21 protein-coding genes and 5 tRNA genes are annotated in these 25,927 nt (G+C 61.2%); 17 read left to right on the top strand and 9 right to left on the bottom strand.

From position 1 onward, the window contains the following. Positions 1–63: 63 nt before the first annotated feature. The gene (locus FYK55_RS05565; RefSeq protein WP_150075408.1) at positions 64–801 is read right to left on the bottom strand and encodes a UvrB/UvrC motif-containing protein; all 738 of its coding nucleotides are present in this window, start codon (positions 799–801) and stop codon (positions 64–66) included. A 475-nt stretch (positions 802–1,276) separates the two neighbouring features. On the opposite strand from FYK55_RS05565, the gene FYK55_RS05560 reads away from it, so the two are divergent. Then, positions 1,277–1,510, top strand: a complete 234-nt coding sequence (locus FYK55_RS05560) for a carbon storage regulator (protein ID WP_150075407.1) — start codon at positions 1,277–1,279, stop codon at positions 1,508–1,510. Positions 1,511–1,557: 47 nt separating this feature from the next. On the opposite strand, the gene surE is transcribed toward FYK55_RS05560, so the two are convergent. From surE to FYK55_RS05545, 3 genes are all read right to left on the bottom strand, one after another. Continuing rightward, a complete protein-coding gene (surE, locus tag FYK55_RS05555; protein ID WP_150075406.1) occupies positions 1,558–2,388 on the bottom strand; it encodes a 5'/3'-nucleotidase SurE in 831 nt (276 codons plus the stop codon). 37 nt (positions 2,389–2,425) lie between these two features. Continuing rightward, the gene (gene ispG / locus FYK55_RS05550; protein ID WP_150075837.1) at positions 2,426–3,571 is read right to left on the bottom strand and encodes a (E)-4-hydroxy-3-methylbut-2-enyl-diphosphate synthase; all 1,146 of its coding nucleotides are present in this window, start codon (positions 3,569–3,571) and stop codon (positions 2,426–2,428) included. 174 nt (positions 3,572–3,745) lie between these two features. Beyond that, complete coding sequence (locus tag FYK55_RS05545) at positions 3,746–5,392, bottom strand: hypothetical protein (RefSeq protein ID WP_150075405.1); 1,647 nt, start codon at positions 5,390–5,392, stop codon at positions 3,746–3,748. 279 nt (positions 5,393–5,671) lie between these two features. On the opposite strand from FYK55_RS05545, the gene trpS reads away from it, so the two are divergent. From trpS to rplK, 15 genes are all read left to right on the top strand, one after another. After that, complete coding sequence (trpS, locus tag FYK55_RS05540) at positions 5,672–6,655, top strand: tryptophan--tRNA ligase (protein WP_150075404.1); 984 nt, start codon at positions 5,672–5,674, stop codon at positions 6,653–6,655. A gap of 157 nt (positions 6,656–6,812) precedes the next feature. Beyond that, a complete protein-coding gene (acpS, locus tag FYK55_RS05535) occupies positions 6,813–7,190 on the top strand; it encodes a holo-ACP synthase (protein WP_150075403.1) in 378 nt (125 codons plus the stop codon). Positions 7,191–7,289: 99 nt separating this feature from the next. Continuing rightward, positions 7,290–8,273 (top strand): dihydrodipicolinate synthase family protein, encoded by a 984-nt coding sequence (locus FYK55_RS05530; protein ID WP_150075402.1) that lies wholly within the window; start codon positions 7,290–7,292, stop codon positions 8,271–8,273. Positions 8,274–8,329: 56 nt separating this feature from the next. Then, entirely contained in the window at positions 8,330–9,355 is a 1,026-nt protein-coding gene (locus FYK55_RS05525; RefSeq protein WP_150075401.1) for a hypothetical protein, read from the top strand. Next, positions 9,352–10,206 carry a TrmH family RNA methyltransferase gene (locus FYK55_RS05520; protein WP_150075400.1) on the top strand — a complete coding sequence of 285 codons (855 nt, stop codon included), beginning with the start codon at positions 9,352–9,354 and terminating at the stop codon, positions 10,204–10,206. Before FYK55_RS05525 ends, FYK55_RS05520 begins: the two co-directional genes overlap by 4 nt. Before the next feature lie 103 nt (positions 10,207–10,309). After that, on the top strand, positions 10,310–11,110 hold the full coding sequence (locus FYK55_RS05515) for an MBL fold metallo-hydrolase (protein ID WP_150075399.1): 801 nt from the start codon (positions 10,310–10,312) through the stop codon (positions 11,108–11,110). A gap of 520 nt (positions 11,111–11,630) precedes the next feature. Beyond that, positions 11,631–11,703 (top strand) — tRNA-Thr (locus FYK55_RS05510). 74 nt (positions 11,704–11,777) lie between these two features. Continuing rightward, a tRNA-Tyr gene (locus tag FYK55_RS05505) sits at positions 11,778–11,859 on the top strand. 205 nt (positions 11,860–12,064) lie between these two features. Beyond that, a tRNA-Gly gene (locus FYK55_RS05500) sits at positions 12,065–12,135 on the top strand. Between the two features lie 8 nt (positions 12,136–12,143). Then, positions 12,144–12,215, top strand: a tRNA-Thr gene (locus tag FYK55_RS05495). Between the two features lie 858 nt (positions 12,216–13,073). Then, positions 13,074–14,270, top strand: a complete 1,197-nt coding sequence (gene tuf / locus FYK55_RS05490; RefSeq protein WP_150075398.1) for an elongation factor Tu — start codon at positions 13,074–13,076, stop codon at positions 14,268–14,270. Positions 14,271–14,397: 127 nt separating this feature from the next. Further along, positions 14,398–14,470, top strand: a tRNA-Trp gene (locus FYK55_RS05485). A gap of 359 nt (positions 14,471–14,829) precedes the next feature. Beyond that, complete coding sequence (gene secE, locus FYK55_RS05480; protein WP_150075397.1) at positions 14,830–15,285, top strand: preprotein translocase subunit SecE; 456 nt, start codon at positions 14,830–14,832, stop codon at positions 15,283–15,285. A gap of 87 nt (positions 15,286–15,372) precedes the next feature. After that, on the top strand, positions 15,373–16,122 hold the full coding sequence (gene nusG / locus FYK55_RS05475; protein WP_235908447.1) for a transcription termination/antitermination protein NusG: 750 nt from the start codon (positions 15,373–15,375) through the stop codon (positions 16,120–16,122). 132 nt (positions 16,123–16,254) lie between these two features. After that, complete coding sequence (gene rplK, locus FYK55_RS05470) at positions 16,255–16,680, top strand: 50S ribosomal protein L11 (protein ID WP_150075396.1); 426 nt, start codon at positions 16,255–16,257, stop codon at positions 16,678–16,680. 147 nt (positions 16,681–16,827) lie between these two features. On the opposite strand, the gene FYK55_RS05465 is transcribed toward rplK, so the two are convergent. Beyond that, positions 16,828–18,312, bottom strand: a complete 1,485-nt coding sequence (locus FYK55_RS05465; protein WP_235908446.1) for a sulfatase family protein — start codon at positions 18,310–18,312, stop codon at positions 16,828–16,830. Beyond that, positions 18,302–19,591: a right-handed parallel beta-helix repeat-containing protein gene (locus FYK55_RS05460; protein ID WP_201743631.1), complete on the bottom strand. Its 1,290-nt coding sequence runs from the start codon at positions 19,589–19,591 to the stop codon at positions 18,302–18,304. The genes FYK55_RS05465 and FYK55_RS05460 overlap by 11 nt, the downstream gene beginning before the upstream one ends. Before the next feature lie 1,036 nt (positions 19,592–20,627). Here FYK55_RS05460 and FYK55_RS05455 point away from each other — a divergent pair. Next, positions 20,628–21,488, top strand: a complete 861-nt coding sequence (locus FYK55_RS05455) for a ThuA domain-containing protein (protein ID WP_235908445.1) — start codon at positions 20,628–20,630, stop codon at positions 21,486–21,488. A gap of 162 nt (positions 21,489–21,650) precedes the next feature. Here FYK55_RS05455 and FYK55_RS05450 read toward each other — a convergent pair whose 3' ends face one another. From FYK55_RS05450 to FYK55_RS05440, 3 genes are all read right to left on the bottom strand, one after another. Further along, positions 21,651–22,655 carry a hypothetical protein gene (locus tag FYK55_RS05450; RefSeq protein WP_150075394.1) on the bottom strand — a complete coding sequence of 335 codons (1,005 nt, stop codon included), beginning with the start codon at positions 22,653–22,655 and terminating at the stop codon, positions 21,651–21,653. 600 nt (positions 22,656–23,255) lie between these two features. Next, positions 23,256–24,284: a DUF4440 domain-containing protein gene (locus FYK55_RS05445; RefSeq protein ID WP_150075393.1), complete on the bottom strand. Its 1,029-nt coding sequence runs from the start codon at positions 24,282–24,284 to the stop codon at positions 23,256–23,258. Positions 24,285–24,423: 139 nt separating this feature from the next. Next, positions 24,424–25,539, bottom strand: coding sequence for a hypothetical protein (locus FYK55_RS05440; protein ID WP_150075392.1), 1,116 nt, complete (start codon positions 25,537–25,539; stop codon positions 24,424–24,426). Between the last annotated feature and the right edge of the window lie 388 nt (positions 25,540–25,927).

Raw genomic sequence — 25,927 nt, 5'->3', positions numbered from 1 at the left:
GGGGAGCAAACGTGTGTCGGAGGCGACAGCCTTCGGCACACGTTTCATTTTGCGAAAACCGCTTCAGTCCAATTCCCGGCGGTTCAGTTCGTCACGGAGCTTGGCAGCCAATTCGTACTGCTCTTGCTCAACGGCCTGACTGAGTTTCTCGCGGAGGGTTTGTCCAACGGCGTACTCGCTCCGCAGCGTCTCGCGAAGTTCGACCAGGCGGACCACCAGCTCGTCTTCGTCGAAGTGCTCTTCCGCTTCGTGTCGGATGAAAAATTGGCGGATCGTTTCCAGCCCGCTGTTGATTGCCTGGACGGCTTCCTCGCCTGATTCGTCCTCTTCCAGAGAGCCCAACGCGGCCGCCTGCGTTCGGTGAAACAGCACGAACGGCCGATACTGTTCATGCGAACGCGTCCATTCTTCGTCCGGGCTGACCCGTTCGCTCAAGTCCATCAATCGCAGCGTGTGGTCAGCGTCCATCACCGCGCGGTTGTAGTACTGCAGCCGCAGCCAGCAGATTCGGCGATGGTAGAATTGCATGAATTCCCGGTCGACTTCCATGCACTGGTCTTCATCAAGCTTCAGTTCCGGTTCCTCGAGCACTCGCTCTTGCAGGTATTCCAAGTACGACGGGTTCCCCTCAATCACGGTTCCGTCGGGCCGGCCGGTGGTTTCCAGCTGCAGCACGCCCATGTCCACCCGCATCTGGATCACGTCCCGCCCGTCGCTGCCCTTGACCATTCGGACGTTCAGTGTGTGCGGATTGAATTCCCATTCCTTGAGCAGATCGTCGAGGTGCATCGTTCGTTTCATCGGTCCATTCGTGAGCCCCGCGACGCGATCACGGGCGGCGGGTCCGGCGGCGCAGCGGTCCCAAAGGTGCGTGTGGTGGCCTCCCGCGCTGCCTCTTGATTTAGCGGTCTTGGACCAAAAAGACGCCGGACTGGCACGAGTATAGCATTCGGCTTGAATCAGTCGACTGACCAGCTGTGTCAGGGGCCCGATCGATAAATCCAACCTGCCAGGACGCACCAACGGCTGCTGTTCTGTCTCAAATCGCGACGGCAATATTAGGATGAGCTTTTCAAAGTGCAAAAGCGGTCCTGTCGGGTCGGCCAACGCCGCTGGACGGGAAGAAAAAAACATTCGGTTTTTTCCGTGTTTTGTTCAAGTCCGCCTAAAGATCAGCCGCCAAGCCGCGAATACACGACAGATTGGCACACCGTTTGTACGACGTGGGCAAAAGAAAACTGGTTCGAAAAATCTCTCTGTTCAAGGACGTTAATCCATGTTGGTTCTCAGTCGCAAAGCGGGCGAAAAGTTGGTGATCGGTGATGATGTCGTGTTGACGATCAACCGAATCTCGGGAAACCGCGTCGCCATCGGAATCGAAGCTCCCCGGGACGTGCGCATCGTTCGTGGCGAATTGGTCCGTAGCCAGATCGCTCCCACGTCCGGCACCCCCAGCAGCGCATCGATGGGCTCCGCAAGCATCGCCGTCGCCAGCAAACCAGAAGCTTGACGCTTCACCAGAACCCACCGGCGATCTCAACCGCCACACAGGAACCGTCATCCGGCGCGGCCGGCACGGTCGGTGATTGGGGGTGAGGGATCGTGGGTCATCGATCGATTTTCGGCAACGTTGATGTGGCTCAGAAACGCCGACAACTTGCTGACGGTCATCCGCCCGTTGAAACAGTGATCGACGTCACGCCCCGCCTCGCGGGCCCTGGCGTGGAAATCAAGCTGGAAATGGACACGGTTGTCAGAATCGATGTGACCGGTGCGGTCGATGGGGCAACGATCGACGTCACACACGACCCGGCCGGGAACGGTACCCGGTTCCGGCTCGATGGCTGGCAAGTTGACGTTCCAAAGCGGAGCGGGATCCCCCGCGCCTCCGGTACTCTCAATGCTTGCACGTTGAACACCGGCCAGAAATTCTCGGAACGTTTCGCATAGCCACTCTGGCGCGTGATCCCAGCTCTTGGCGACGTCGGGGCGACGGTAGTGGGAGACGGCCATGGCGGGAATTCCCAGCAGATTGGCTTCGCGTGCCGCCGCAAAGGTTCCGCTGACCATCAAGTTGACACCCAGGTTGGCACCGGCGTTGATTCCGGAGAACACCACGTCGGGTCGGAATCCCAAGGCGAACAAGCCCACCCGGACGCAATCCACCGGCGTCCCATCAACGCTGTACCAGCGGTCGGAAACTGATTCGATGCAGAGCGGTCGGGTGGTTTCAATGCTGTGGCTGCATTCACTTCGGCAGCGGTCCGGAGCGACAACCACAATCTCAGCGGATTCCTCCGCAGCGTCGAGTGCGTGGTGAACGCTTCGCTGCAATGCTTGCAGACCGGGGGCGTGCACCCCATCGTCATTCGTCAGCAGGATCTTCACGACGGTCGCGCTTCACTTTGGCGTTCCAAATCGGGCTTCATGTCTGACAGGACTTACGGGCGATGATCGCGTCCAGTTCTTCCTGAAGCTTCGGCAGAATCTCGTCGTAACCGAACGCCCCCAGGGCTTCGGTGCCACGCTTCAAATTGACCTTGGCGGGGCCACACCACAGCCCCAAATCGGCATCGTCCGTTTCCCCCGGGCCGTTCACGCGGCAGCCCATCACGGCAATGGTCACGTCATGGTCCTTGGCGTAGCGTGTCATCTCGCGAACACTCTGTGCCAAATCGATGAACGCCTCGTTCTCTACTCGGGAGCAACTTGGGCAGCTGATGATGTTCAACGATTGGGAATTCAGCTTGACGACGGTCCGCACGCGGCCGGAGTAGATGTCGTCAATGATTTCCTTGCCGGCGGCAATTTCCTCCGGCTTGCGATCGTTGGGCAACGTCAGGGAAACCCGCACGGTGTCGCCGATCCCCCGTCCGATCAGTTGCTCAAACGCGATCCGCGTTTTGATGATTCCGTCGGGCGGCATGCCCGCTTCGGTCACGCCCAAGTGCAGCGGCACGTCGGGTCGCGTTTCGGCGAAACGTTGATTGACTTCGATCACCTTTTGCGGGTCGCTGTCTTTTAATGAGACGACGTAGCGATCAAAGCCCAGCGAATCGACGAATTCGCAATGTTCCAGGGCGCTTTCCAGCATCGGCGTGATGGAATCCTGCGGGTCGTACTTGCCCTTCTTCTCGGGATCGACACTGCCGCAGTTGACACCAATTCGCAACGCGCAGTCGTGCTCCTGGGCCTGGCGCACGATGAACCGGACCTTGTCCTGCCACGGCTTATCGCGTTGGTGGTGATACAGGTGCCCGGGGTTGTAGCGGATCTTGTCCACGTGGGGGGCAACCGTTTCGGCCAGCCGAAAGTTCTCTTGCAGGTCGACGGCCAGATTCGCGGTGGTTTGCTGTCGAATTTCGGCGAGCGCCAGGGCGTCTTTGTCGCTGTCGACGGCGATTCGGACGACGCCCGCCCCGGCTTGGCGGTACGCTTCGGCCTGGGCGACGGTCGCATCGATGTTCTGGGTCTTGGTCGCCGTCATGCTTTGCACGGCAATCGGGTGTCCGTGGCCGACAGTCACGTTTCCGATTCGGACCGGACGGGTGGGGTTGCGTTCAATGGCCATTTGCGTGAGCGACGGGTGATCCGTCGAGACGACGTGTTGAAACAAACAGGAAATCGATCAGCGGGCGGTCGGGATGGAGCCGGCTTCGGACGACCCGGCGGGGTGCTTCCGTGCCAACCGTCGAATCCCTGCAGCGTAACTGGAAGCGGCTCCGCCTGGCACCCTACCGTTGGTTCAGCGGGGAAGCAACGCCGCGGCCAATTGGCCGACCGCGGGGACCAATGCTTGCTGGGTCCTCCGCACTCGCAGCGACCGCGGTCCGACCAGGCCGTGCGATTCCATGGTGACCAGCTGGCCTGACAGCCTGGTCCAGGCATCCAGCATTGATTGGGTCCGCTGGCGAAGTTGTTCCGTCTCCCCGCGATCGCCCCGCTGCTCAATGCGGCTGATCAATTCGTGAATCTCTCGGGCTTCTCGATGAAAATCTCGGGCCGCGTTCAGGGTTGTATCGCGATAGGAGGCAGGTTCCATCGATCGCGCGTAGCCCTCCAAGGTTTTCCGCAGCGACTCGCTGTTACTTTCCAGAGACGCCGCGATCGCCAGCCACTGAGTCCACTGGTGGGAGGGTTGGTAGCCGCCGTCCAGTTGCAAACGGTCGCGGAGCTGTTGGCAGTTCCGATCGGTCTGTGACACGAGGTCGCGTGGCAGGCTTCTCACGTCGGCCAAGATCGGACGCGTCTGGCTCCAGATGCGGTCAAAATCGGTAAATCGTTCTCGCAGCACACGGTCGGGCTCTCCCTGTTGTGAGCGCCGCTGCAGGTCATCGGCAAGGTTCACCAACTCGCGCAGCGCAGACGTCAGCTGGCGTTGTTGATCGGCGGGCAACTGCGACATCGCCAGAAAGGTCAATGAGCGTGAGATCGATTGCACGTTGTCGTGGATCCGGCCGGCAAGCACCGCGACGTCGTTGTTGGATCCTGGTGGCGGCATCCAAAGCAGGGCGTAGGTCTGGTCGCCACAGTCGCTGATTCGGTCCAGACGTCGGTCCAGGTGAGGGTCTCGAAGGGCGTCGATCTGACGACGGTAACTGCCCCAGCGGGCGACAAAATCGGTGAACCGGCTGACGCAGTCTTCATAGCTCATGGTGTCCAGTCTTCCGCTGGCATCGATCAGCTGTTGCCGCAGCAAGCGTCCTTCGTGTTGCAGGGATCGGACCCGTCCGCGGTCCAGCGATGCCAGTTCCAGATCGTCAAGCAACGCTTGCATGTAGGTCGATGCGGTCACCATCACGTCCCTCAAGGCGGCACGATCGAACTGCGGCCGCATTCCAAACAGCCGCGACATTTCGGAACAAGCGCGGTCGCAGCGTCGCACCCGATCGTTCAGTTCCCGGTCCAAGCCACTGAGCGACCGAATCTGGAAAGAGAGTTGGCGGTAGCGCTGATCGAGGGAGCGGTGTGCGGATTCGATAACCGACAGGGACCGCAGGCCGTCCAGGCGATCGATAAGCGAGTCGACCGTGGCGGAGACCTCGTAGGCAGCGGGCAGCACGCGGCGGAGGTCGCCATTGCGGGCGGCTTGTTGACGCAACGACGCGAGCAACGCGTCAAATTGTCGGTCGAATTCGGTCAGCTGCCGGGCGTACTCGGCCGCCTGGCCGCTGCCAACCTGGATGTTCCGTCGTGCATCCGAATCCCGGTCCGGAGGGCGCGTCGCGGGCGACGGTCCGAACGGATCTTGTCGGCCGTTCGAGGGACGGTGTTTCTCCAATTCTTGGTTGGCCCACGTCCGGAACAGATTCTCGATCAATTGTCCGCTTTGGGCATGCAGCGGCACGGAATTCGACGCAACACTCGCAAAAACGATTGTGGCAAGGATCACGCAGCGCATCAGGGTGGCTCTCGGTTGGCGAGACGGTGCAGTCGTCTGAATTCTTTGAAAGCGGTCAACGAGTCCAGTTTACCGTCCCGGCGAGGAGGTGGCTGAGGGCGACGAGGTGGCTGAGGTGGTGACTGAGAACGGTTCACCCAACGCGTCGCGTGAACCGGCCGAGAACAGGCGTGTCGGTTCTGACAATCGATGCCCTACAAAGAACGGGCCCGATCGAACACAATCTGCCGCCTGACGTTTTCCCTCCCTGATTCTGATGGAATTGCTTCGATGACGGACGCTGCAACACCGAAACGGGTCCTCTCCGGGATTCAGCCCACCGGGCGGCCCCACTGGGGCAATTACTTCGGAGCGATTCGTCAGTACATCGATTTGCAGGACGGCAACGACGGCTTTTACTTCATCGCCGATCTTCACGCGTTGACCACCGTCCGTGATGCCGCCACGCTCCGGCAGAACGTTGTCGATGTGGCGTTGGATCTGTTGGCTCTGGGATTGGACCCCGACAAAGCCACCTTGTTTGTGCAGTCGCACGTGCCGGAGGTCAGCGAGCTGTGCTGGATCCTGCTGAGCGGGACTCCGATGGGGCTGTTGCAGCGGTGCGTGGCCTACAAGGAAAAGGTGGACAAGGGCATTCCCGCCGACGCAGGCTTATTCACGTATCCGGTGTTGCAGGCGGCCGACATCCTGGCTTACGACAGCCAGCTCGTTCCCGTCGGCGCGGACCAGGTGCAGCACGTCGAGGTGTGTCGTGACATCGCCGGCCGGTTCAATCATCAGTTTGGCGAAACGTTCGTGATGCCCAAAGCGAACGTGCTGGACGACAGTGCCAAGGTTCCCGGAACCGACGGCGAGAAAATGAGCAAGAGCTACGACAACGTTTTGCCGTTGTTCGGCGAGGTCAAAAAGATCCGCAAACAGATCATGCGGGTTACCACCGACAGTCGGCCGATGGAAGAACCCAAGGAGCCGGCTGACGATCACCTGTTTCAGCTGTATTCCCTGTTTGCCGATGCGGCCGGCCGCGAAGAAATGGCTGCCATGTATCGGCGGGGCGGGTTTGGCTATGGCGAGGTCAAGAAGGCGATCGCCGAAGCCAGCGAGTCGTACTTTGCCACCGCGCGTGAGCGACGAGCGGATTTGGAACAGAACCTGGACCATGTTCACGCGGTACTGCAGGCGGGGGCTCAACGAGCCCGAAGCGTGGCGGCGGAAGTGCTCTCGCGGGCTCAGTCCGCGTGCGGCCTTCGCTGACCGCTGGTCCCTGCCCCGACGGATCGATTTTGACGGACCTCCGCGGGGGCCTGCCGGAATCGACTATGATGCACCGTTGGCGGATCGATCCACGCGGGGTTCCTTCGCGTGATTCTTTTGGTCATCCGATTCTTCGCTTCAGAGGCGTCGCGCGTCCATGTCCATCTTTGCCGTCGGCACGGAGATTGTTGAAACGGTTCGCATCGCCAAAATGATCGAAACGCACGGCGAACAGTTTCTCGAACGCGTCTACACGCCCGACGAAATCGACTACTGCGTGCAGACGGCCGATGCGCCGCAGAACTTTGCCACCCGGTGGGCTGCCAAAGAAGCGGTCATGAAAGCACTGCGGTGTCGCCGGCGCGGGGTGCGCTGGAACGAGATCGAAATCGTCCATCGCCCCGGAGTCGGCTACGAGATTCTGTTGGAAGGCAATGCTCTGCAGTGCGCCGCCGATCAGGAAATCGAACAACTGCATTTGAGCCTGTCTGCGTGTCGGACCCACGCGGTGGCCCACGTGGTGGCGGAAACTTGACCGCGAGGGCGGCGTGACGATCGCGACCGGTAAACTATGTTTGGTCAGATCTGACGGCCCGCCGTTCTCCCCTTCCCGATTCCCACCACGATTTCACGCATGCCAACGACCGCACCGATTTCCGGGGTCCTGACGCCCAACATCACTCCTGTCGATTCTGCCGGTCGCGTCGATGAAGGCAAACTGCGCGGCTACGTCGATTGGCTGATCGATAAAGGCGTCGACGGGTTGTATCCCAACGGCAGCACGGGCGAATTCGTCCGCTTCACTCCGGAGGAACGGCGTCGGATCGTGGAGATTGTCGTCGACCAGACCGCCGGACGGGTGCCGATTTTGGCGGGTGCTGCCGAAGCCAACGTCAAGGAGACCATCGCCGCCTGTGACGCCTATGGCGCGATGGGCGTCCGCGCCGTGGCGATCGTTGCGCCCTTTTACTATCGCCTGTCCGATCAGGGCGTGTACGCCTACTTTCGACAGATCGCCCAGACGGTGTCGGTGGATGTGACGCTGTACAACATCCCCCTGTTCGCCTCTCCGATCTCAGTCGACACCGTGGTGCGGTTGGCCTCGGAGTGTCCTCGCGTGATCGGCATCAAAGATTCGTCTGGCGATCTTCCGAACATGATGCGGATGATCTCGCAGATCCGCCCCTTGCGAGAGGATTTCTCTTTCCTGACCGGCTGGGATGCCGCCTTGGTTCCAATGTTGGTGGCCGGTGCCGATGGCGGTACCAATGCGACCAGCGGTGTGGTTCCGGAATTGACGCACGCCATTCACCGTGCCGTGGTTGGTGGAGACATCGATCGGGCGATGAAACTGCAGTATCAATTGCTGCCGCTATTTGACGCGATGATTTCCATCGGCGAGTTCCCGGAAGGTTTTCGTGCCGGCGCGCGTTCGCGCGGCTGGGACCTCGGTCCGGGGCGGGTGCCATTGTCGGATTCTCAGAAGGATGCCGTTGCCGCGGCACAGCGTCAGATCGATGATTTGGTTCGGGAATTTGTCGAAGCGGACTCGCCCGTGATGCCGCATGACACCATCGACAAAATCGTCCAGCAAGTCATGTCACAGCTGAAGATTTGATCGTGAGCCGCCACCTCCGTCTCCAGGCAATCGCTTCTCGGCTCCGAGTCGGGTGGTTGCCCACTTTTTGGCCCCCAGGCTGTCAGGCCGCGATCCCGGCAGCCGTCTTCAGCCAAGCGGCCAGCCGCTGCGGCCCCGCGGTGTTGCGTGTTGCGATCGCGGCCGTGATCGGGCTGGGCGTGATCGGGCTGGGCGTGATCGGGCCAGACGCCGGCCGCCGGAATGGCACCGCGGTGTTGCATGCATGGGAACCGTCTGACTCCGCGGTCGCGCGCGGCGAATCCGCGTTGGAACTGGTTTGTCCGCTGCTGAGCGAAAGTAGCGGGTTGGCCTTTTCCGGTGTCGACCGGTCGTGTTTTTGGACCCACAACGATTCCGGCGACCAAGCCCGAATGTTCGCATTCGACGCCGACGGAACGTGCTGCGGGCAACTGACGTTGGCGAACGTGGACGCGGTCGATTGGGAAGATGCCGCGTCGTTTCGGGACGATCAGGTTTCGCGATTGCTGGTGGCCGACGTGGGTGACAACGACGGCCGCCGCCGATCGGTTGTCCTGTATTTGTTCGACGAACCGGACCCGCGGAGCGAGAGCCGCGTCAAAGCGTTTCAGACATTGGAAGTGACGTATGCCGATGGTCCCCACGACTGCGAAGCCGTTGCGGTTGATCCGGCCAATCGTCGCATCCTGATGCTGACCAAGTCGGTGTTGTTTACCAAGTTGTATGAGTTGCCGTTGCCGGCGCGTGGCGCCGCCGGCGCGAAGGGCGGTGTTCGCCGACTGGTCGCCAAGCCCGTAGGCGCCGTCGCGATTCCGCTGGCATCGGGAATGGATCGTTGCCCGCTGACCGGCGACTTGTGGGTCACCGGCTACCTGCAGGCATTCCGTTTTAAGGTTCCCGAAGACGCTTCCCTGGTGACCACGATTCGGCAGGTTCCACAGGTGATCGATTTGCCGAAGTTGCGTCAGGTGGAAGCCATTGCTGTCGACGACCGGGGACAGGTTTGGGTTACCAGCGAGGGACGGCCGGCAAAGTTGCAAAGGCTCTCTGACTCAGGACGATCCGCCAGGGACCCCTCGTGAGTCGGTTTGTTGAGGTGGCCGTCAATGATGCGCGGCTCGTTCCCTATCGCAACCTGCGCCAGCATCCGGCCGGACGTTCGCGCGACCGCGGCCATTTCGTCGTTGAAGGCCGGTGGGTGGTCCAGCGGTTGTTGGCTAGCGGGCACCAAGTTGAATCGATCGTGATCGAGGCCGGTCGGGACGTTTCGGAGTTAGGACCGATACCACCGCAAACCGAATTGTTTCGACTTTCCAAGGAACAGATCCGACAATTGGCCGGATTCGATTTTCACCGCGGCGTGTTGGCCTGCGCGGTTCGAAAGCCGTTTGGCAAGTTGCAGCACTGGAAACCCCGAGGGTTGGCGTTGGCCGCCATCGGCGTGACCGACATGCAAAACCTTGGCAGCATGCTGCGCTCCGCGGCGGCCTTCGGGATTCGTGACATCTTGCTGGATGATTCGACCGTGGATCCCTATGCTCGCCGTGTGGTGCGGGTCAGCATGGGGGCGGCACTCACCGGACGCTACTTTGAGTTGTCCGACCCGATCGCGGACCTGCGCGATCTTGCCGCCGGACGGGCGGACGTGTTGGCGGCCACCTTGGGCGAGAACAGCGTGGACGTGCAGACGTTTAGTGCCGAGGGGCGCCCGATCGTTTTGGTGGTCGGGAATGAGGCCCTGGGTTTGCCGAGTGACGTGCAGGAGGTTGCTTCCCACTGCGTGCGGATCCCCATGCCGGGGGCTGGCGGAAACGACCCGGGCAACGGCGAGCTTCCGCAGGATGCAACGTCGGCGGTCGACAGTTTGAACGTTTCCGTAGCAGCCGCCATCTTGATGTACGAGTTGACACGCTGCAGATCACGCAGCGGTTGATCCCCTGGAAAGCCCGGGAATCAAAACGTTGCGTTAAATCCCAGCGGCGCGAATCGATTACAATCCCTTGGCCCCATCACCGCGGATCACGAAGAACAGCTCGATGCAACTCCATTGCCTCGGAACGGCCGGTTACCATCCGAATGAAGATCGGCATACGAGTTGTTATTTTCTGCCAGAGTCCGGAATCGTGCTCGATGCCGGGACCGGTATGTTTCGATTGCCGGCCCTGATTCAGACGCCCAGCCTGGACATCCTGCTGAGTCACGCGCACTTGGACCACATCGCCGGGCTGACGTTCCTGTTGGACATTCTGCATCAGCATCCGGTGCAGACGGTGCGAATCTGGGGCGAAGCAAAAAAACTGTCGGCGATCCGCGAGCACCTGTTTTCCGAACTGGTCTTTCCGGTCCAGTTGGACGTCCAGTGGTGCGAGATCGATGAGTTGCCGCAATTCGATTTGGGCGACTGCACGGTGTCGTGGCAGCGGCAAGAACATCCGGGCGGTTCGGTCGGTTATCGCTTGGACTTTTCGCGCCGCCAGCAATCCGGCGGTGTCACGCCGGAACGGCTGCGTTTGTTGTACTTGACCGACACGACGGGTCGAACGGACCAGGAAATGATGCATTGGTGCTCCGAGGCTGATCTGATGATGCACGAATGTTATTTCCCCACCGACAAGTCGCAGTGGGCGATCCGAACCGGGCACAGTTGGACCGACCGGGTGGCGGAGATTGCCGCAGCGACTCGTCCGGCACTGTTGCTGTTGACGCACGTCAATCCGCTGGACCCCGACCCTGGTGCGCTTCGGCGGCAAGTGGAGAAAGCGTTGCATGCCGATCCGATCCCGACGCGACTGGCCGAGGATCGGATGAAGCTTTCATTCGGTGTCGGGAACGGTTAGCTTCGCATTGCGGCCCGGGAAAGCATCGGCAGCCGGCGGAGGCCCCGCATGGGCGGCACGGCTTTGCCATCCCCGGCGGCCAGCACCGACCAGCACCGACCAGCACCGACCAGCACCGACCAGCACCGACCAGCACCGACCAGCACCGACCAGCACCGACCAGCACCGACGGCAGGCCGCGATCGGACTGGGACGATTTTCTCATGCCCGGCGTCGATTCGGCCGAAACAGAGCTTCACGCAGTGAACCGATCGGTCGTCATGAATGTCCATTGGGAAAGGCCCCGTCATCGTGCGTGGTGCGGCGCAAGCGGCTCTCCGGACATTTCAGGAATTGGCCAGCCAGGCTTCAATTCCGGCTTGTCCCAGACGGCCGGATCGCTAAACTTTGCCCTTCCCAAACGCGGTCCAGATGTACCCGAAAGGTTCCCAGCGTTCGTCGTGCGAAAGATCGTGCGGGGAGCGATGCGAGCGGATTGGTAGGACGTCCGCCGACGTGCCACCGGGACTGGCGCTTGATCGCCAGCGTAGCTCAGTTGGCAGAGCAGCTGATTTGTAATCAGCCGGTCGTGGGTTCGAATCCCTCCGCTGGCTCTGGCGTGGCAGCAAGTGTGGCACTCGCGGTGTGACGACATCGACCGGTTGATTGTGGAAACGAAAGATTTTTTGGGGGTTTGCCCGAGTGGTTAAAGGGGGCGGACTGTAAATCCGCTGGCTACGCCTACATTGGTTCGAATCCAATAGCCCCCACTAAGAATCAAGCCGGTGACCGCTTTGGGGCACACAGGTCGGCGAATTTGCCGAACCGGCTGACGGAGCCGAGCGGTTTTGGAAGCAGCCGGCGCAGGACGAGACGAGACAGAGACGACAGACTCGGCAGACGGTGGAAATCGGATCGGCGCGGTGTTAACAGGACGCCAGACCCGGTAGACTTCCCCCAGCTTTGCTGAAATTTGCGGGTGTAGCACAATGGTAGTGCAGCAGCCTTCCAAGCTGAATACGAGGGTTCGATTCCCTTCACCCGCTCTTGAATTGCTGCTGTAGCTCAGTGGTAGAGCACTTCCTTGGTAAGGAAGAGGTCATGGGTTCAAGTCCCATCAGCAGCTTCGTTCTCAAATTGCAGCCGTTCGGTTTCGCCGATCGTGCTGGGCGATGGTGGCGGTAATCCGGAGGATTCGCTTCTTCCGACGGATGCCACCGTACGTGGTGCTCCCTCAAGTGTCTCGGCGGGGGTCCCGTTCTGCCGAAATGCGCCGCGGTGTGACACCGCCGCGTTTTCAAGTGGTTGGGAGCTGGGGCCGTCCACCGTTCGGAAATTGGCGCGGCCGTGATCGGTCGGCTTTTCGCTTCTATACGCTGCTTTTCGTCGGTTCGTCGGGCTTCCCGTCCTTTGCGACGCGTCGTCGGGTGAACCTTTCGGTTGGCAACGATCGACAGCAGAACTGTCGCCAGCAGGGTCGAGGCGAGTCATCGGCTGTGAGGGGCGAGAAAGCGCAGGGCGTTGCGGCCGGGGGCTTCGCGATGCGAGACCGGGCGGCTCCTGCGGCGGGCCGGATCTCCGGTGCCGACAGTGCTGCCACGGGGCCGCCACCGTGCCGCCGGGTGGGCTGGATGGGCGGTTTGGCGGGCCTTCGTCGGGAGTGGAAAGTTGGTAGGGATCTTGCCAATTTTTCGCGATCAGCAATTGCAACCATCGCGAGTTTTCGCAACAACTACGCACCCAACGGGCAGGCGGCCGATTTTGCCGCCCTGCCGGGGGAGTTTAACCGAGCAATCACTGCGATCACCCAGGGTGGGCGGTCGTGGAGTCAACTTTTTTGTCTGTTTAGAAGAACAAATTTGATCGTCACGGCCGTTTGGCCGGCGAGTCACCGTGGGTGTGAACGCGGTCGCCGTCCAGAGGGGCCTTGCAGGGGCGTATCCCCAGCAGGGTAGCGGTGCGATCGAATGCAGGTGAGTTAGAAATGGCCAAGGCAAGATTTGAACGGACCAAGCCACACGTCAACGTCGGTACCATTGGGCACATTGACCACGGCAAAACGACCACAACCGGGGCGATCCTGGCGGTCCAGGCTGCGAAGGGCCTGGCGGAAGCCAAGGGGTACTCTGACATCGCCAAGGGCGGAACGGTTCGTGACGCAACCAAGACGGTGACGATCGCCGTCGCCCACGTGGAATACGAAACCGACAAACGTCACTACGCCCACATCGACTGCCCCGGCCACGCTGACTTCGTCAAGAACATGATCACCGGTGCCGCCCAAATGGACGGTGCCATCCTGGTCGTGTCGGCCGCTGACGGCCCGATGCCGCAAACGAAAGAACACGTGCTGTTGGCGCGTCAGGTCGGCGTCCCCTACATCGTCGTCTTCCTGAATAAGTGCGACCTGGTCGACGATCCGGAATTGCTGGAATTGGTCGAGCTGGAAGCCCGCGAGCTGCTCAGCAAGTACGATTTCCCCGGAGACGACGTTCCTGTCATTCAGGGATCGGCTCTGCCGGCCTACAACAATCCCGCGGATCCGGAAGCCAGCAAGTGCATCAGTGAGCTGATGGACGCGTTGGATGAGTACATTCCGGAGCCCGTCCGTGAGGACGACAAGCCGTTCCTGATGGCCATCGAAGACGTGTTCTCGATCGAAGGTCGTGGAACCGTGGCCACCGGTCGGATCGAACGCGGCGTCATCAAGGTCGGCGAAGAAGTCGAAATCGTCGGACTCAGCCCGACCTCGGCCAAGACGACCTGCACCGGCGTGGAAATGTTCCGCAAGGAAATGCCCGAAGGTCGTGCCGGTGACAACGTCGGTTGCCTGCTGCGGGGCGTCAAGCGTGAAGAAATCCAGCGGGGCCAGGTGTTGGCCAAGCCGGGTTCGATCACCCCGCACACCAAGTTCGAAGCCGAGGTTTACTGCCTGAGCAAGGACGAGGGCGGACGTCACACCCCGTTCTTCAGCGGCTACCGTCCCCAGTTCTACTTCCGGACCACCGACGTGACCGGTACGGCGAACCTGGAAGGTGCCGAAATGTGCATGCCCGGTGACAACGTCAAAGTGACCGTCGAGCTGCACAAGCCGATCGCCATGGACGACGGTGTCCGTTTCGCAATTCGCGAAGGCGGCCGGACGGTCGGTTCGGGCGTTGTGACCAAGATTGTCGAGTAGTTCCTGAGGGGGTTTCCCCCGACGGATTTCGATGGAAAACGTCGCGAGAGCCAACCAGTCGCCTGTCGGCTTGTTGGTTCTCTGCGTTAAAATGCCCGCCGGTTCGGTTGACGCCGACCCGGCGTGAAGGAGTGTAGCTCAATTGGCAGAGCACTGGTTTCCAAAACCAGCGGTTGCGGGTTCGAGTCCCTCCACTCCTGCTTTTCGCGTCTGTCGCTCTGGTCTAGTGCCAAGACTCCGGTCGATTGTACGATGAGTCCTTGGTCGGGTGCCGGTGGCAGCTGATCGCCGCGTGCGCGCGTGATGCGTCGGATGCCGATTGATCAGACACCGGCCGGCAGCCAACCCGCCGGCGGAGAAAGTCATTCCTCCGCCGGAGAATCCGCTGGAGAAACGGTGCCTTGGTCATCGGCCACGTCGCCTGACGGTGCACGACCTGATTTGCCGCGATGCGTCGCGCACCCCGGTTCCCCATTTTCCCCGAATACCAACCCGCCGTTGACTGCCCCGTCGAAGTGTTTCGCAGCCGTCGGCCACAATCGAAACGAAGGAACATCGAGTGTCCCGAGACATTGCCGGAAGCAAGACGAGTAGCGCCAGCAACAGTTCGTTGACCAGCGAGCTATTCCACGCTTCCGTATACAAGCCGAACCAGGGGCGAATCGTTCGCCAAGCGACGGTTGCCGCGATCTGGGTGATTGTCGCCGTCGGTGCCTGGCGTCTGTACATTTCGCTCAGCGATTCGCTGGAGAACAACGCTTTGGCCGTGGGGATTCCCGCCGCCATTTTGTTGGCCGGTTTGTGGTTGGGTTATCGGCTGGTCAATTGGCCTCGGTTCGCCGACTTTCTGATCGCCGTGGAAGCGGAAATGAAGAAAGTCACCTGGCCCAGCCGCGAAGAGGTCAAGCGGGCGTCGATCGTCGTGATCGTGACCATCGCCATCTTGGCGATCTCGCTGTTCCTGTTCGATATCATCTGGCAGACCGTCTTCGACGCGTTGTGGGCAGCCGCCTGATTTCCAGGCGATCCGCGCCCGGTTGCCATCCTGTTTGTTGAAGCCCCCTGATCCCACTCACTTACGCCGATTTCCCGCAATCCTGTCATGAGCGACGAAGCTAAAACCCCTGAATCGAAAGAAGCGGAAGCGGTTGATTCCTCAACCGAATCGCTGCAGGGCGAAACGTCCAGCGACGCGGCCGACAGTGGTGTGGAGCAAGCAGCTGCCGCCGCATCCGGTGGTGATCAGCAAGCTGACACCGGTGAAGTGTTCTTGGACAGCGATGACGCGCCGGAACCGGAGAGCGACGCTCCCGAGATGGATTGGTACATCCTGAAAGTCGCATTCAACCGCGAAGATTCCATCGCCGATGCCCTCCGCAAGAAGATTGCCATGGAGGGGATGGAGGAGTACTTTGGCGAGGTTGTGGTCCCCAGCGAGGATGTGGCAACGTTCACGCGGGACGGTAAGAAGCGAATCACCAAGCGGAAACTCCTGCCGGGCTACATCATGGCTCGGATGGCCATCAACGACGACACTTGGTTTTTGGTTCGTGAAACCGGGGGAATCAGTGACTTCACTGGTTCGGCCGGAAAGCCGATGCCGATGGATCCCGCGGACGTCGAACGGTTCATCAACCGCCCGGTCGCCGAGGACGAGGAAGAGGCGCCGATCAAGACCGCCATCCCGTTCAAGGTCGGCGATCGCGTTCGCGTCAAGGAAGGGAATTTTGAGAACCAGGAAGGCGACGTGGACGGGGTCGACGAAGCAAACGGTCGCGTCACGGTCATCATCAACATTTTCGGTCGCAGCGTCCCCATGGAACTGGACCACTGGCAGGTCGAGCCCGTTTGATCTGAGTGACGACGTTCGACCGGCCGCCCAATTTTTCCAACCACCATCACCCCTAATTAACTCCGCTCGATTCCGGTTGACCGCCGGTTCCTCAGTCAACCCGGTCGCGGCGAGAAGAGCCCAATGAAGATCATGGCAAAGCAAGTAACTGGACAGGCAAAATTTCAAGTTCCCGGCGGTCAAGCGACACCCGCACCCCCGGTCGGTACGTCGCTCGGTAAGTTCGGCGTCAACTTGGGGCAATTCGTGCAGGCCTTCAACGACCGCACCAAAGAGTACAACGGAACTCCGATCCCCGTGATCGTGACCGTGTACAACGACCGCAGTTTCGATTTCATCACCAAGAGCCCGCCGGCGGCGTCATTGCTGAAGCAAGCCGCCGGGATCGCCAAGGGCAGCGGCGTTCCGCATACCAACAAAGTGGCCAAGGTCACCCGTGCCCAGTGCGAAGACATCGCCACCAAAAAGATGGCGGACTTGAACGCCCGCAGCATGGACCAGGCGGTCAAGATGATCGAAGGAACGGCCCGCAGCATGGGCATCGACGTCGAGGGCTGATTTCTGCCTCGCGTCTGTTTCTGATTTCGGAGCAACCCTTCCCGCCCGGCACCGGAGCTCAGTTCGGTGCCGTCAGGTCGCTCGACGCCGGTGCTCGATCGAACGATGGTTACCGGCAGGAGGCGATCTACCGTTCGCTTGGCCGAATCAACGCTCCGAAAGCGTTTGCGGATTTGCGCGGGACACATGGCCGGGCGGACGGACATTCTTTCCTGGACGTCCGCGGTCTCCCAGATCGCCACGTGCTTGCGTGGCGAGTCCGTTCAATCGACGCACGATTTCAGGATGGTCGGGCGCGACGTTTGTCTCGCATCCTGGGTCGTCGACCAGGTCAAACAGCAGCGTTTGCCCCGGCCGATTCGGCGCGAAGTGCGGATGTCTCGTGAAGGAGTCCAGCGGGAGGAACAGTTTCCAACGCCCGCTCCGAACCGCCTGCAATTGATCTTGCTGGTAGTAGTAGAACGCGTCGTAGGGCGAACGCAGTGTCGAGACGCCGTCGAACATCAGGGGCCGAATGTCATGGCCGTCGATGATCCGATTCTTCGGCAATGTCGAATCGGTCAACGCCGCGAAGGTGGGCAGCAAGTCCATCGTGCTGCAGAGTTGATCGCACGTTGTCCCCGCCGGGATCTGACCCGGCCACCACATCAACGTGGGAACGCGAAAGGCACCTTCGCCCGTGGTGTAACCGCGACCGTGCAGAGGCCGATTGCTGCCGCGTGAAAGGTCGTCAGGGTTCGAAGCCAGCGGTGCTCCGTTGTCGGAGGTCCACACCACCAGCGTGTTGCGATCCAACTTCAATCGCACCAACTCGTCCAAGAGGACACCGGTCGACCAGTCCAGTTCTTCGACGGAGTCGCCCCACGGACCGTTGCGACTGTGTCCGCGAAAGGCGTCGCTGGCAAAGGGTTCCTTCGTGCTGCCAGGCATGGCGTGCGGCAGGTACAGGAAGAAAGGTGAACCGCGGTGCTCGCGAATGAATTCGACAGCACACTCGGTGTAGCGCCGCGTCAATTGGTTGCGATCAACCGGTGCTTCGATCACTCGATCGTTATGCATCAACGGCAATGGCGGCCAACGGTTTCCGTCCAGGCGTTCGCCCAATCGGCGGCCCGTTTCCGCCGTCATGTCATCACTGTAAGGGATCCCAAAAAACAGATCGAACCCCTGGCGAGTTGGCAACAGTTCCGGCTGGTCGCCCAGGTGCCACTTGCCGATGATGGCCGTGGCATAACCGACGTCCTCTAAAACTTCGGCAATGGTGATTTCCGTCGGGTTCAAGCCGTACGGCGAAACAGGTCGCAGGACCTGGCCATCGCGTGGATTGGTGTGCATGCCGACGCGTTGGGCGTAACATCCCGTCATCAAACTTGCGCGCGAGGGAGTGCAGACACCCGAAGTGACGCAGAAGTGCGTGAAGCGTCGGCCTTCCGCTGCCATCCGGCGAAGCGCTGGAGTCCGATGCACCGGGGATCCGAAGGGTTCGATGTCTCCGTAGCCCAGGTTGTCACAAAAAATCACGATCATGTTGGGACGTTGGGGCGGCTCCGCTCGGCCGCTCTGGCCTGCCATGGTTGCCAGCGCCGCAACGAGGCACGCCCAAACGGGACGCCGCGTTGAGTCATTTCTCATCGTCTTGCTCCACGTTCAACAGGTCGGGTTGAATCACGGTTCCCCGCACGTCGCGTTGCTGCAACGCGATCGAACGGTCGTCCTTGTCGTGTCGGATCAGGCAGTCACTGATCCGGCTGTCCGAAACGTCTTCCAAGCGGATTCCGACGGCGCCGTAGTCGAGGATGCTGCATCCAGTCAGAAGGATCCTCTTGCTTCGCCGGATCGATATCGCAGCATCCTGGAGCACCGCTCCGTGGAACAGGTTTCCTGAGAGCAGGCAATCGTGGCAATCCGTTAGTGCGACGCCAAGTTTTGCTTGGGCGCCGTCGCCGTAGTGATAGCGCGGGTTCCGATCCAGGACGTTGCCGGTCATCACCACCTGCGAACAACCTCGCAGCAGCAGGTTCGCGGTGTACCCCTTCCAGAGCGTATTACCCGTGATGGCGGCACCGCGGACATCCGTCAGTTCCACGTTGACCTGAACGTCTGAAAGAACGTTGCTTGCGATGGTCACGTTGCCATGCCGCAGTTCGTCGGTGAAGGGCCGAGGCGTCGATCGGCCGTTGATGCGGATGTTTGCGGATTGCGGGGCGTCGTGGGTGTGTTGGATGGTGCAACCGACAATGGCCACTTCGCCGATCGACGCGTTGCTGGAGTCCAACCAGATGTTCGCGGTCGGCTCGGAATCGGGGCCACCCATGTTGCCTTCGATATCACACGTGCCGATCTGCAGGTTGCGGATCTCGCTGTTCTTGGCCACGACACCCCCGCCGCCGTTGTAGCTGATGTGGCAATTGTCGATGTTGATCTGGTGCAGGTTCAGTTGGTCCAAAAACACTCCGACGCCGCGGTTGTGATAAAGGTGGCATTGGGACAACACCACGTTCCGGTTGCGGTCGACCAGATGAACCGCGTGTTGTGTCTCTCGGACGGTCAGCCGGCTGAGCGTCAATTGCATGGTGCCGGAGGCTTCGATCCCGCAGCTTTCCGGGTGTCGGCCCACGATTTCGATTCCGTCGACCAGCGGCGTTCGTTCGTTGCGCCAGACGGCTGGTTGGACGGTCGCGGGTGCGGCGGTGCCTCGGTGCGTCCCCACGAATCGAAAGGCCGGGCCTGGCCCATCCATCCAAAAGGTTGCCACGCCATCACCAACAATCGAACAGACGCCGACTCGATCCAAATCAATCTCGATGGTTTTCGTCAGGCGATAGGTGCCTTTGTGAAATCGGAGGGCTCCTGCCCCGCGGTCGACAGCGCGTTGGATCGCGGCGGATTCATCGACGGTTCCGTTTCCCACCAGATCCGGCACCCAAGGGCCGGCGGCCGCGGTGGTCTCCGGCGAGCTCGTCTCGGTGGACGGTCGCCTTTCGGAGCCGGGTTGCGGCGCCGATTGCGCTCGAGCAACCGAGGTTGCCAAGAGAGTGATGCAACTCAGCATCGTGAAAGGACGGTGTAGTGAAACCATGGCAGAGGTGGAGGGAGAAGAGGCAGGATGGGAGGGCGGATTCGTCGGCGTGGCCCGCATGTCTCGGACAAGCGGGCTCCTATTCTGACATCCGCCGCAACCGCCTGCACGCAAGCGGCCGCCATTCGCCGGCCCCGTTCTAAACGGGGACAGAGCACCAAACACAGGTTCACGTTCTAAACGGGGACCGTTCTAAATGGGGACAGAGCACCAAACGCCGGAGTTCAAAATGGGGACAGAGCACCAAATGCCGGGCGGAACCGGCGGGGGGGCGGCACAATTGTTTCGGGACAACGCCCCGATGTTTACCCAGCCCAGCCCAACGGGCTGGGAACCGGGCCCAAAACGAAGACCAGAGGGCCAACGGCCCGGCCGCTTGTTCCCGATCCAAAAACGGGGACAGAGCACCATGCATGAGATGCTCGCAATTGGAAGATTGAGTTCGGTGGGCTGTCCCGAACTCTTCGGGACACATTCGACCTCCGCCGCGTGCTCTGTCCCCGATCCGGTTTCCCCGGTTCGTGCTCTGTCCCCGATCCGGCTCCTGTCCCCGATCCGGCTTCTGGTTTGTGCTCTGTCCCCCTCCGGATCCGCCGCGTGCTCTGTCCCCAATCCGGTTCCCATCTGGCTTCGGTTTGGTGCTCTGTCCCCCATCCGGTTTCGATCTGGCTTCGGTTTGGTGCTCTGTCCCCCATCCGGTTTGGTGCGGATGGACGCGGTCTGCTCCGGCCAAAAGCGGACTTGCTTTGCTGCCGGTGGAGGTTCTTGACGAGCGTGCTGCTATGATTGGGGCTCCCGGCGTCTGGTCGTTGACTCGGACGCATTTTCCTTCCATCACTCTGATTCATCCATCACTATGAAAACACGCATGATGGCCTTGTTTGCCATTGGTCTCCTTCTGTTGCCGACGGTTGTCCGTGGCCAATCCGAGCAATCTGCGCCGGCTCCGTTGAAAGTGTTGCTGGTGGCCGGCGGCTGCTGCCACGATTACGCCACCCAAACGCAACTTTTGAAGGAAGGAATCGAGCAGCGGATTCATGCCGAAGTGACGGTCGTATTCAATCCCAGCAAGGGCACCGACACGCGATTCGAAATCTATGAATCCGACGACTGGGCCGAGGGCTACGACGTGGTCCTGCACGACGAGTGCTCCGCCAATGTGACCGAGCGTCCATACGTGGACCGTATTTTGGCGGCACATCGCGCCGGGCTGCCGGCCGTCAATCTGCACTGCGCCATGCACAGCTATCGCTGGGGTGATTTTCGCCAACCCGTTGAATCGGGGGCTGAGAATGCGGGCTGGTACGAGATGATCGGCGTTCAATCGACCGCGCACGGTCCCCAATCACCGATCGAAGTCGACTTCGTGGATCCCGATCACCCGGTCACCAAGGGCTTATCCGATTGGACCACGATCAACGAAGAACTCTATAACAACGTTCGGGTGTTCTCTGGAACGCAGGTCCTCGCCAGCGGGACTCAGACGCAGAAACCTCGTCCCCGCGACTTAAAGCAGAACCCGGACGCCCAGCCCACCACAGCCAAAGCCGCTGTGGTCTGGACCAATCAGTATGGTCCGGAAAAGACCCGAATCATCAGCACTACGCTTGGTCACAACAACGAAACGGTCGGTGACGATCGCTACCTGGATCTGGTCTCGCGGGCCGTCTTGTGGGCCACGGGAAAGTTGGATCCGGAGGGTGAACCGCAATCCGGCTACGGCAAATGAGCCCGGACGCGCCCCCGAGCATCTGATGGCCGGTGCGTGGTGAGTTCGCCTAGGCGAGCTCATTAAAGGGCCGTCGCGCAGTGCGACGCGGATTCGTTTGACATCTTGTCGCTGCCGTCTGGCGACGTCAGCGATGGAGTCTTGTGACTTTTCAGCCCGGGCCTAATTTTGCGAATCGGAATCCGGTTCGTCCAGCCGCAGCAGGGTCCACTGCTGAGTTTCACCGTCTTCGAAGTGCAGCAGCGCACCGGCAACATTCTCGCTCAAGTTGTAAATGCCGGTTTCCATAATCGGCCAGTCCTTGTCGACTGGCCCCCAGGCCGCTCGTTGGCTCTCGCGATCGATCGTGCCTTCGACCTCAAACGAATCGCCGGTCGCGGTGTTCTGGAACGTTCCGGCGATGATCCCTTCCTTGCTGATCGCCAATTGCAGGAACAGCGTGGCGTCTTCGGCGGAAACCGTGTCGGTATCGGCCAGGGCGAACACGCCCAGCGGTAGCCATTCAACGTCCTCGGGCTGGACCTCGGGGACGTTTGACGCGATCTCCTGTGCCTGCTGGGCGTATTGCTCGGCGGTGCCCACCGGTTGTTCGTTGTAATAAACGGTGTCGCCTTCGTAATACAGATTCTCACCGTAGCTGTAGTAAATCGGTTGCGAATTCAATCCGCCGACGAGCCAGCCGGTGACCGCTCCGGCGGTCGCCCAGGCCCACCAGTTCTGATTTGGATAGTTCGCCCATCCCCAGTGCCAATTCGGATACCGGTTCCAATATCCGGGGCCGTAGCCGGGATAGTGGCCGGGATGTGGCGGCCGATAGCCAGGGGGCCGATAGCCGGGAGGTCGTTGCCCCGGCGGACGCCAACCAGGTGGCCGGCTTCCGGGAGGACGATGACCGGGGCGATGGCCGGCCAGGGGCGGTCGGTTTCCAGGGCGATCGCCCGGTGGGCGAGTCCCCGGCCGATCGCCAGGTCGCCCGGGAAGCGTGGTCGGTCGATCTCCGCCAGGCCCAGGGCGGTTGCCGCCGCCGGGGCGATCGCCAGGGCCGGGGCGATCACCGCCGCCGGGTCGATCGGGCGGCGAAGGACGCGTCGCGGGGCGGTTTTGCAAGAAATCGCCGGCAGCGCCGCCACCGCCGGGCCGCGAAGGCCGCGTGGTGGGGCGATCCAAGTCTAAGAAATCGTTCAGTTGTCCGGTGGAAGGACGCCCCGGTGACGGTCGATTGCCGGATGGCAGCGAGGGTCGCGCCGGCGTCGTCGGACGTCCGGCCGAGGGCGGCGTGACGGAAGGCCGGGAAGGAGTCGGGCGTGTCGTCGGGCGACTGGGCGTGGACGGACGCGTGGTAGGAGAGGTGGGGCGCGTCGTCGGTCGGCTGGGCGTGGCCGGACGGGTTGTCGGGCGACTGGGGGTCGCCGGGCGCGTGGACGGTCGCGCCGAGGGCGTGGGCCGGTTGATCGATGGCCGGCTCGGTGCTGGCCGGCTCGGTGCTGGCCGGCTCGGTGCTGGCCGGCTGACCGGCGGCCGGCTTGGTGCTGGCCGGCTCGGTGCTGGCCGGTTCATGGACGGGCTCGGGCGGCTCATCGCCGGGCGGCTCATCCCACCACCACGGGCTCCGCCCCCGCGGCCGCGCGCCCACAGGGGATTCGCCATCCACGGACCGGCGAAGGCCAAGCACAGCAGGCAATGAAGCATTCTCGTACGGTTGTTCATGGGCTGACCCCCGAGTGATCGGGAAACAGGATTGGAGGCGGTGACGTGCGGATTGCGACGCTATTTGCGGCGGACCGTAACGGGATCCAGACTCGGAAGGATTTGCCCGTCCAAGACACGGTTGACTTTTTCCCAGCGGTAACTGTTTTCATCGATCGGTTCCAAGTGGCTGGTAAACGAGCCACGCCCACCGTCAGCAAGTGTCGCCACCGATTGGACGCTCCAACCGGATTCGGTCGGCAGCCAAGTGGCATGCACGTAACCGCCATCGGAATCGAATAGCCAACTGCGAATCTGTTGCTTCAGTGGATCCCAACCGATGATTTGAAGCCCCGACGATTCGTTGCCGGGATTCCCGGTGACGGTGTACCGGCGGCTAAGGAAGTTCTGTTTGACTGTCCAATCCGTTTCGAACTCGACCGTCCACGTTTCTCCTTCGTAGATCCAGTCTCCCACCAACCACTCAAGCGATTTCAGGTGCTCGTAGTGGGAAGGTTGTTCGACGACGTCTGCTTCGGTCACGCGATCGAGCAGCCAAGTTTCGCCCTGCTTGATGTAGACGGCGGTGTAAGTGGTTTGCTCCGCGGATTCCTCGTTCCAACGGATGGTCGCGCTCCCACGCTCGATCGCGACGCTGGGCGAAATGAACTCGATCGAGTCGGTGATCACTGCCAACGTCGGCGCACCTTCGTCGCTCAGCAGGTCGCTGAAATCTTGACGCAACGCGTCGCGTCCCACCAACTGGTCGCCGGAGGTTCGACTGGAGTAAACGCCCTCGGGAGACCACAGAGCGATCAGGGCGTCGACGTCGCGCGCGTTGAACGCATTCACGTAAGCCTCAACGGCTTGTCGAACTTCCGCGTCCGCCGAGTCGGGTGCACTGGAGCCGGCGGGCGATTCGGCGGTCGATGCGGGTTCATCGGACGACTCGCCTGCCGCCTCGGTCTCGCTCGCCTGTGTTTCAGCGGCGGGCGCTGCTGTCGACGCTGCCGGAACTTCCTGAGCGAATGAACAGGTTCGTAACAACGACCCACTAAGGGCAAGCATCACGATCGTGATCGCGGCTGTCCCGAAAACGTACTGTCGCATCAGCCGATTCTCCGGTGGAAGATCAAATGCAGCCGTTGAGTTTACTTGGGGCAGTCTCCTCGTGCAGCAACAATCGATGCCTTTTTGTCAGCGAACGAACCACCGGATGGGGCGTTTGCGAGGGTTCGCCAGTGAGGCATCAACCGTTCACGCGGCGTCGATATTCGGCCAGGCCATGCAGCGCGTGATAAAGCACGCCGGTTTCCAAGTCGGCGGCCTGGCATTGATCCAAAACGTCGCAAAGTTTGTCGACGCTGCGGGCAACCCACTCCGAGTTCAAATCCTGGTCGTCACCGGCAAAGGCGACAAACTCGACGACATGACCGGTGGTGCCGAGCAGCTCGCCCAGGTCTTGACACCAACCGCTGCGATGCAAGTAGGCGGTGCTGTAGGACCCATCGGGATTCTGGTTGCTGCGGGCCAATTCGATCGAAGCTTTCAAATGGTCTTCGGCACGGGCCCACAGTCCGGTCATCGCCGCGCCTTCGGACCGACGCTTGCGGACCGCGTGGGCGACTCCGATCAGCCGGTGGGTTCCGCCGCAAACGCTGGCTTGCAAGTCATGCAGGGTTTCCGATTCGACCAGCAGTTCCGTGCTGTAAACGTCGCCGTCGCGGGCCGTCCAGCGGTAGTCGGTGGGGCGGTAGATTGACAACGGAATCAAGGTCCAACTGAATTCCGCCTGGTAGTTCAGCGGAACGTCGTATTCGGCCTGCCGCATCCAGTTGGCAATTCGCAACGGTTGGTCTTCGACAATCCACGGTGTTTCCAGTTTTGTGCCCGCCTGGGCAACCACCGCCAGCCATTGATCGCGGTGTCCCTGACCGACCTTGGTGCTCGGTTCCAGATCGACTCGGATCCCGACCATGCTGCCAGGCTCGAAGACATCGCCCCGTACCGGCCGGTAGCCGTCGCAGGTGCCGCCCTCGGCAAAGTACGTCAGGGCGGAACGGCGACCGATGGGCGTATCGACTTCGAATTGGTCGCCATAAGCCAGGATGCCGTGAAAAATCTGCCAGGCGCCGTTGAGCCCGATGGAGAGGCCTCGCTGGCGCTTTTCACGATCGAGTGTCTGCGTGACACGTTCGACCAACGTTTTCTGTGCGGACCCGTTGTTGCTGACCGGGCGCGCGCGGCCCTCGGGCACCCGCTCCGGCATCGTATTCGGACAGCCGGATAGGACGGTGAAGGAGGCTGCGAGCGACGCCAGCGCTTGGCGACGGCCGATACGGGGAAAGTTGTCAGGCGGATTCATCGACTCTTTATGCAATCGGGGATTGCATACCTTAGCTGCTGGATGCCGTCGGTCGATCGGGTTCAGGCGTTCTCCCGTCTCCCAGTTTGGAAAGAAAGTCATCGCGACAACGTGTCAACCCAATCGAGTCGCTGCGGAATCCTGTTCCTGCCCTTCGCGATTCGAACGACCGCCGGGGCCGGCAGCCACCGCCCTGTCCCCCGAAACGGGCCGTGTGCGGGCGGCCGATTGTCGCGGGGTGGAGCCACAAACCCGCAGAAAAGACTGAATCCAAGGCCCATCGCAGCGAATTGGCTCTCGCCGATTTTTGACAACGCGCGTAGACTTAAATGCGTCGACGGCCCGGTCCATACCCGCGTCGAGATTCACACCTTCCCCTCCGAACGCC

It is taken from the genome of Roseiconus nitratireducens (assembly GCF_008629675.1).
Lineage (GTDB): Bacteria > Planctomycetota > Planctomycetia > Pirellulales > Pirellulaceae > Stieleria > Stieleria nitratireducens.
The sequence above is the reverse complement of the archived record's forward strand: the minus strand, read 5'-3'. Positions and strand labels throughout refer to the sequence as shown.

What these genes read in the sequence shown, in the direction of transcription:
- FYK55_RS05565 (WP_150075408.1), bottom strand. Translation starts at nt 801, where the DNA reads ATGAAACGAACGATGCACCTCGACGATCTGCTCAAGGAATGGGAATTC.
- FYK55_RS05560 (WP_150075407.1), top strand. Translation starts at nt 1,277, where the DNA reads ATGTTGGTTCTCAGTCGCAAAGCGGGCGAAAAGTTGGTGATCGGTGAT.
- ispG (WP_150075837.1), bottom strand. Translation starts at nt 3,571, where the DNA reads ATGGCCATTGAACGCAACCCCACCCGTCCGGTCCGAATCGGAAACGTG.
- trpS (WP_150075404.1), top strand. Translation starts at nt 5,672, where the DNA reads ATGACGGACGCTGCAACACCGAAACGGGTCCTCTCCGGGATTCAGCCC.
- acpS (WP_150075403.1), top strand. Translation starts at nt 6,813, where the DNA reads ATGTCCATCTTTGCCGTCGGCACGGAGATTGTTGAAACGGTTCGCATC.
- FYK55_RS05530 (WP_150075402.1), top strand. Translation starts at nt 7,290, where the DNA reads ATGCCAACGACCGCACCGATTTCCGGGGTCCTGACGCCCAACATCACT.
- FYK55_RS05515 (WP_150075399.1), top strand. Translation starts at nt 10,310, where the DNA reads ATGCAACTCCATTGCCTCGGAACGGCCGGTTACCATCCGAATGAAGAT.
- tuf (WP_150075398.1), top strand. Translation starts at nt 13,074, where the DNA reads ATGGCCAAGGCAAGATTTGAACGGACCAAGCCACACGTCAACGTCGGT.
- nusG (WP_235908447.1), top strand. Translation starts at nt 15,373, where the DNA reads ATGAGCGACGAAGCTAAAACCCCTGAATCGAAAGAAGCGGAAGCGGTT.
- rplK (WP_150075396.1), top strand. Translation starts at nt 16,255, where the DNA reads ATGGCAAAGCAAGTAACTGGACAGGCAAAATTTCAAGTTCCCGGCGGT.
- FYK55_RS05465 (WP_235908446.1), bottom strand. Translation starts at nt 18,312, where the DNA reads ATGAGAAATGACTCAACGCGGCGTCCCGTTTGGGCGTGCCTCGTTGCG.
- FYK55_RS05455 (WP_235908445.1), top strand. Translation starts at nt 20,628, where the DNA reads ATGATGGCCTTGTTTGCCATTGGTCTCCTTCTGTTGCCGACGGTTGTC.
- FYK55_RS05445 (WP_150075393.1), bottom strand. Translation starts at nt 24,284, where the DNA reads ATGCGACAGTACGTTTTCGGGACAGCCGCGATCACGATCGTGATGCTT.
- FYK55_RS05440 (WP_150075392.1), bottom strand. Translation starts at nt 25,539, where the DNA reads ATGAATCCGCCTGACAACTTTCCCCGTATCGGCCGTCGCCAAGCGCTG.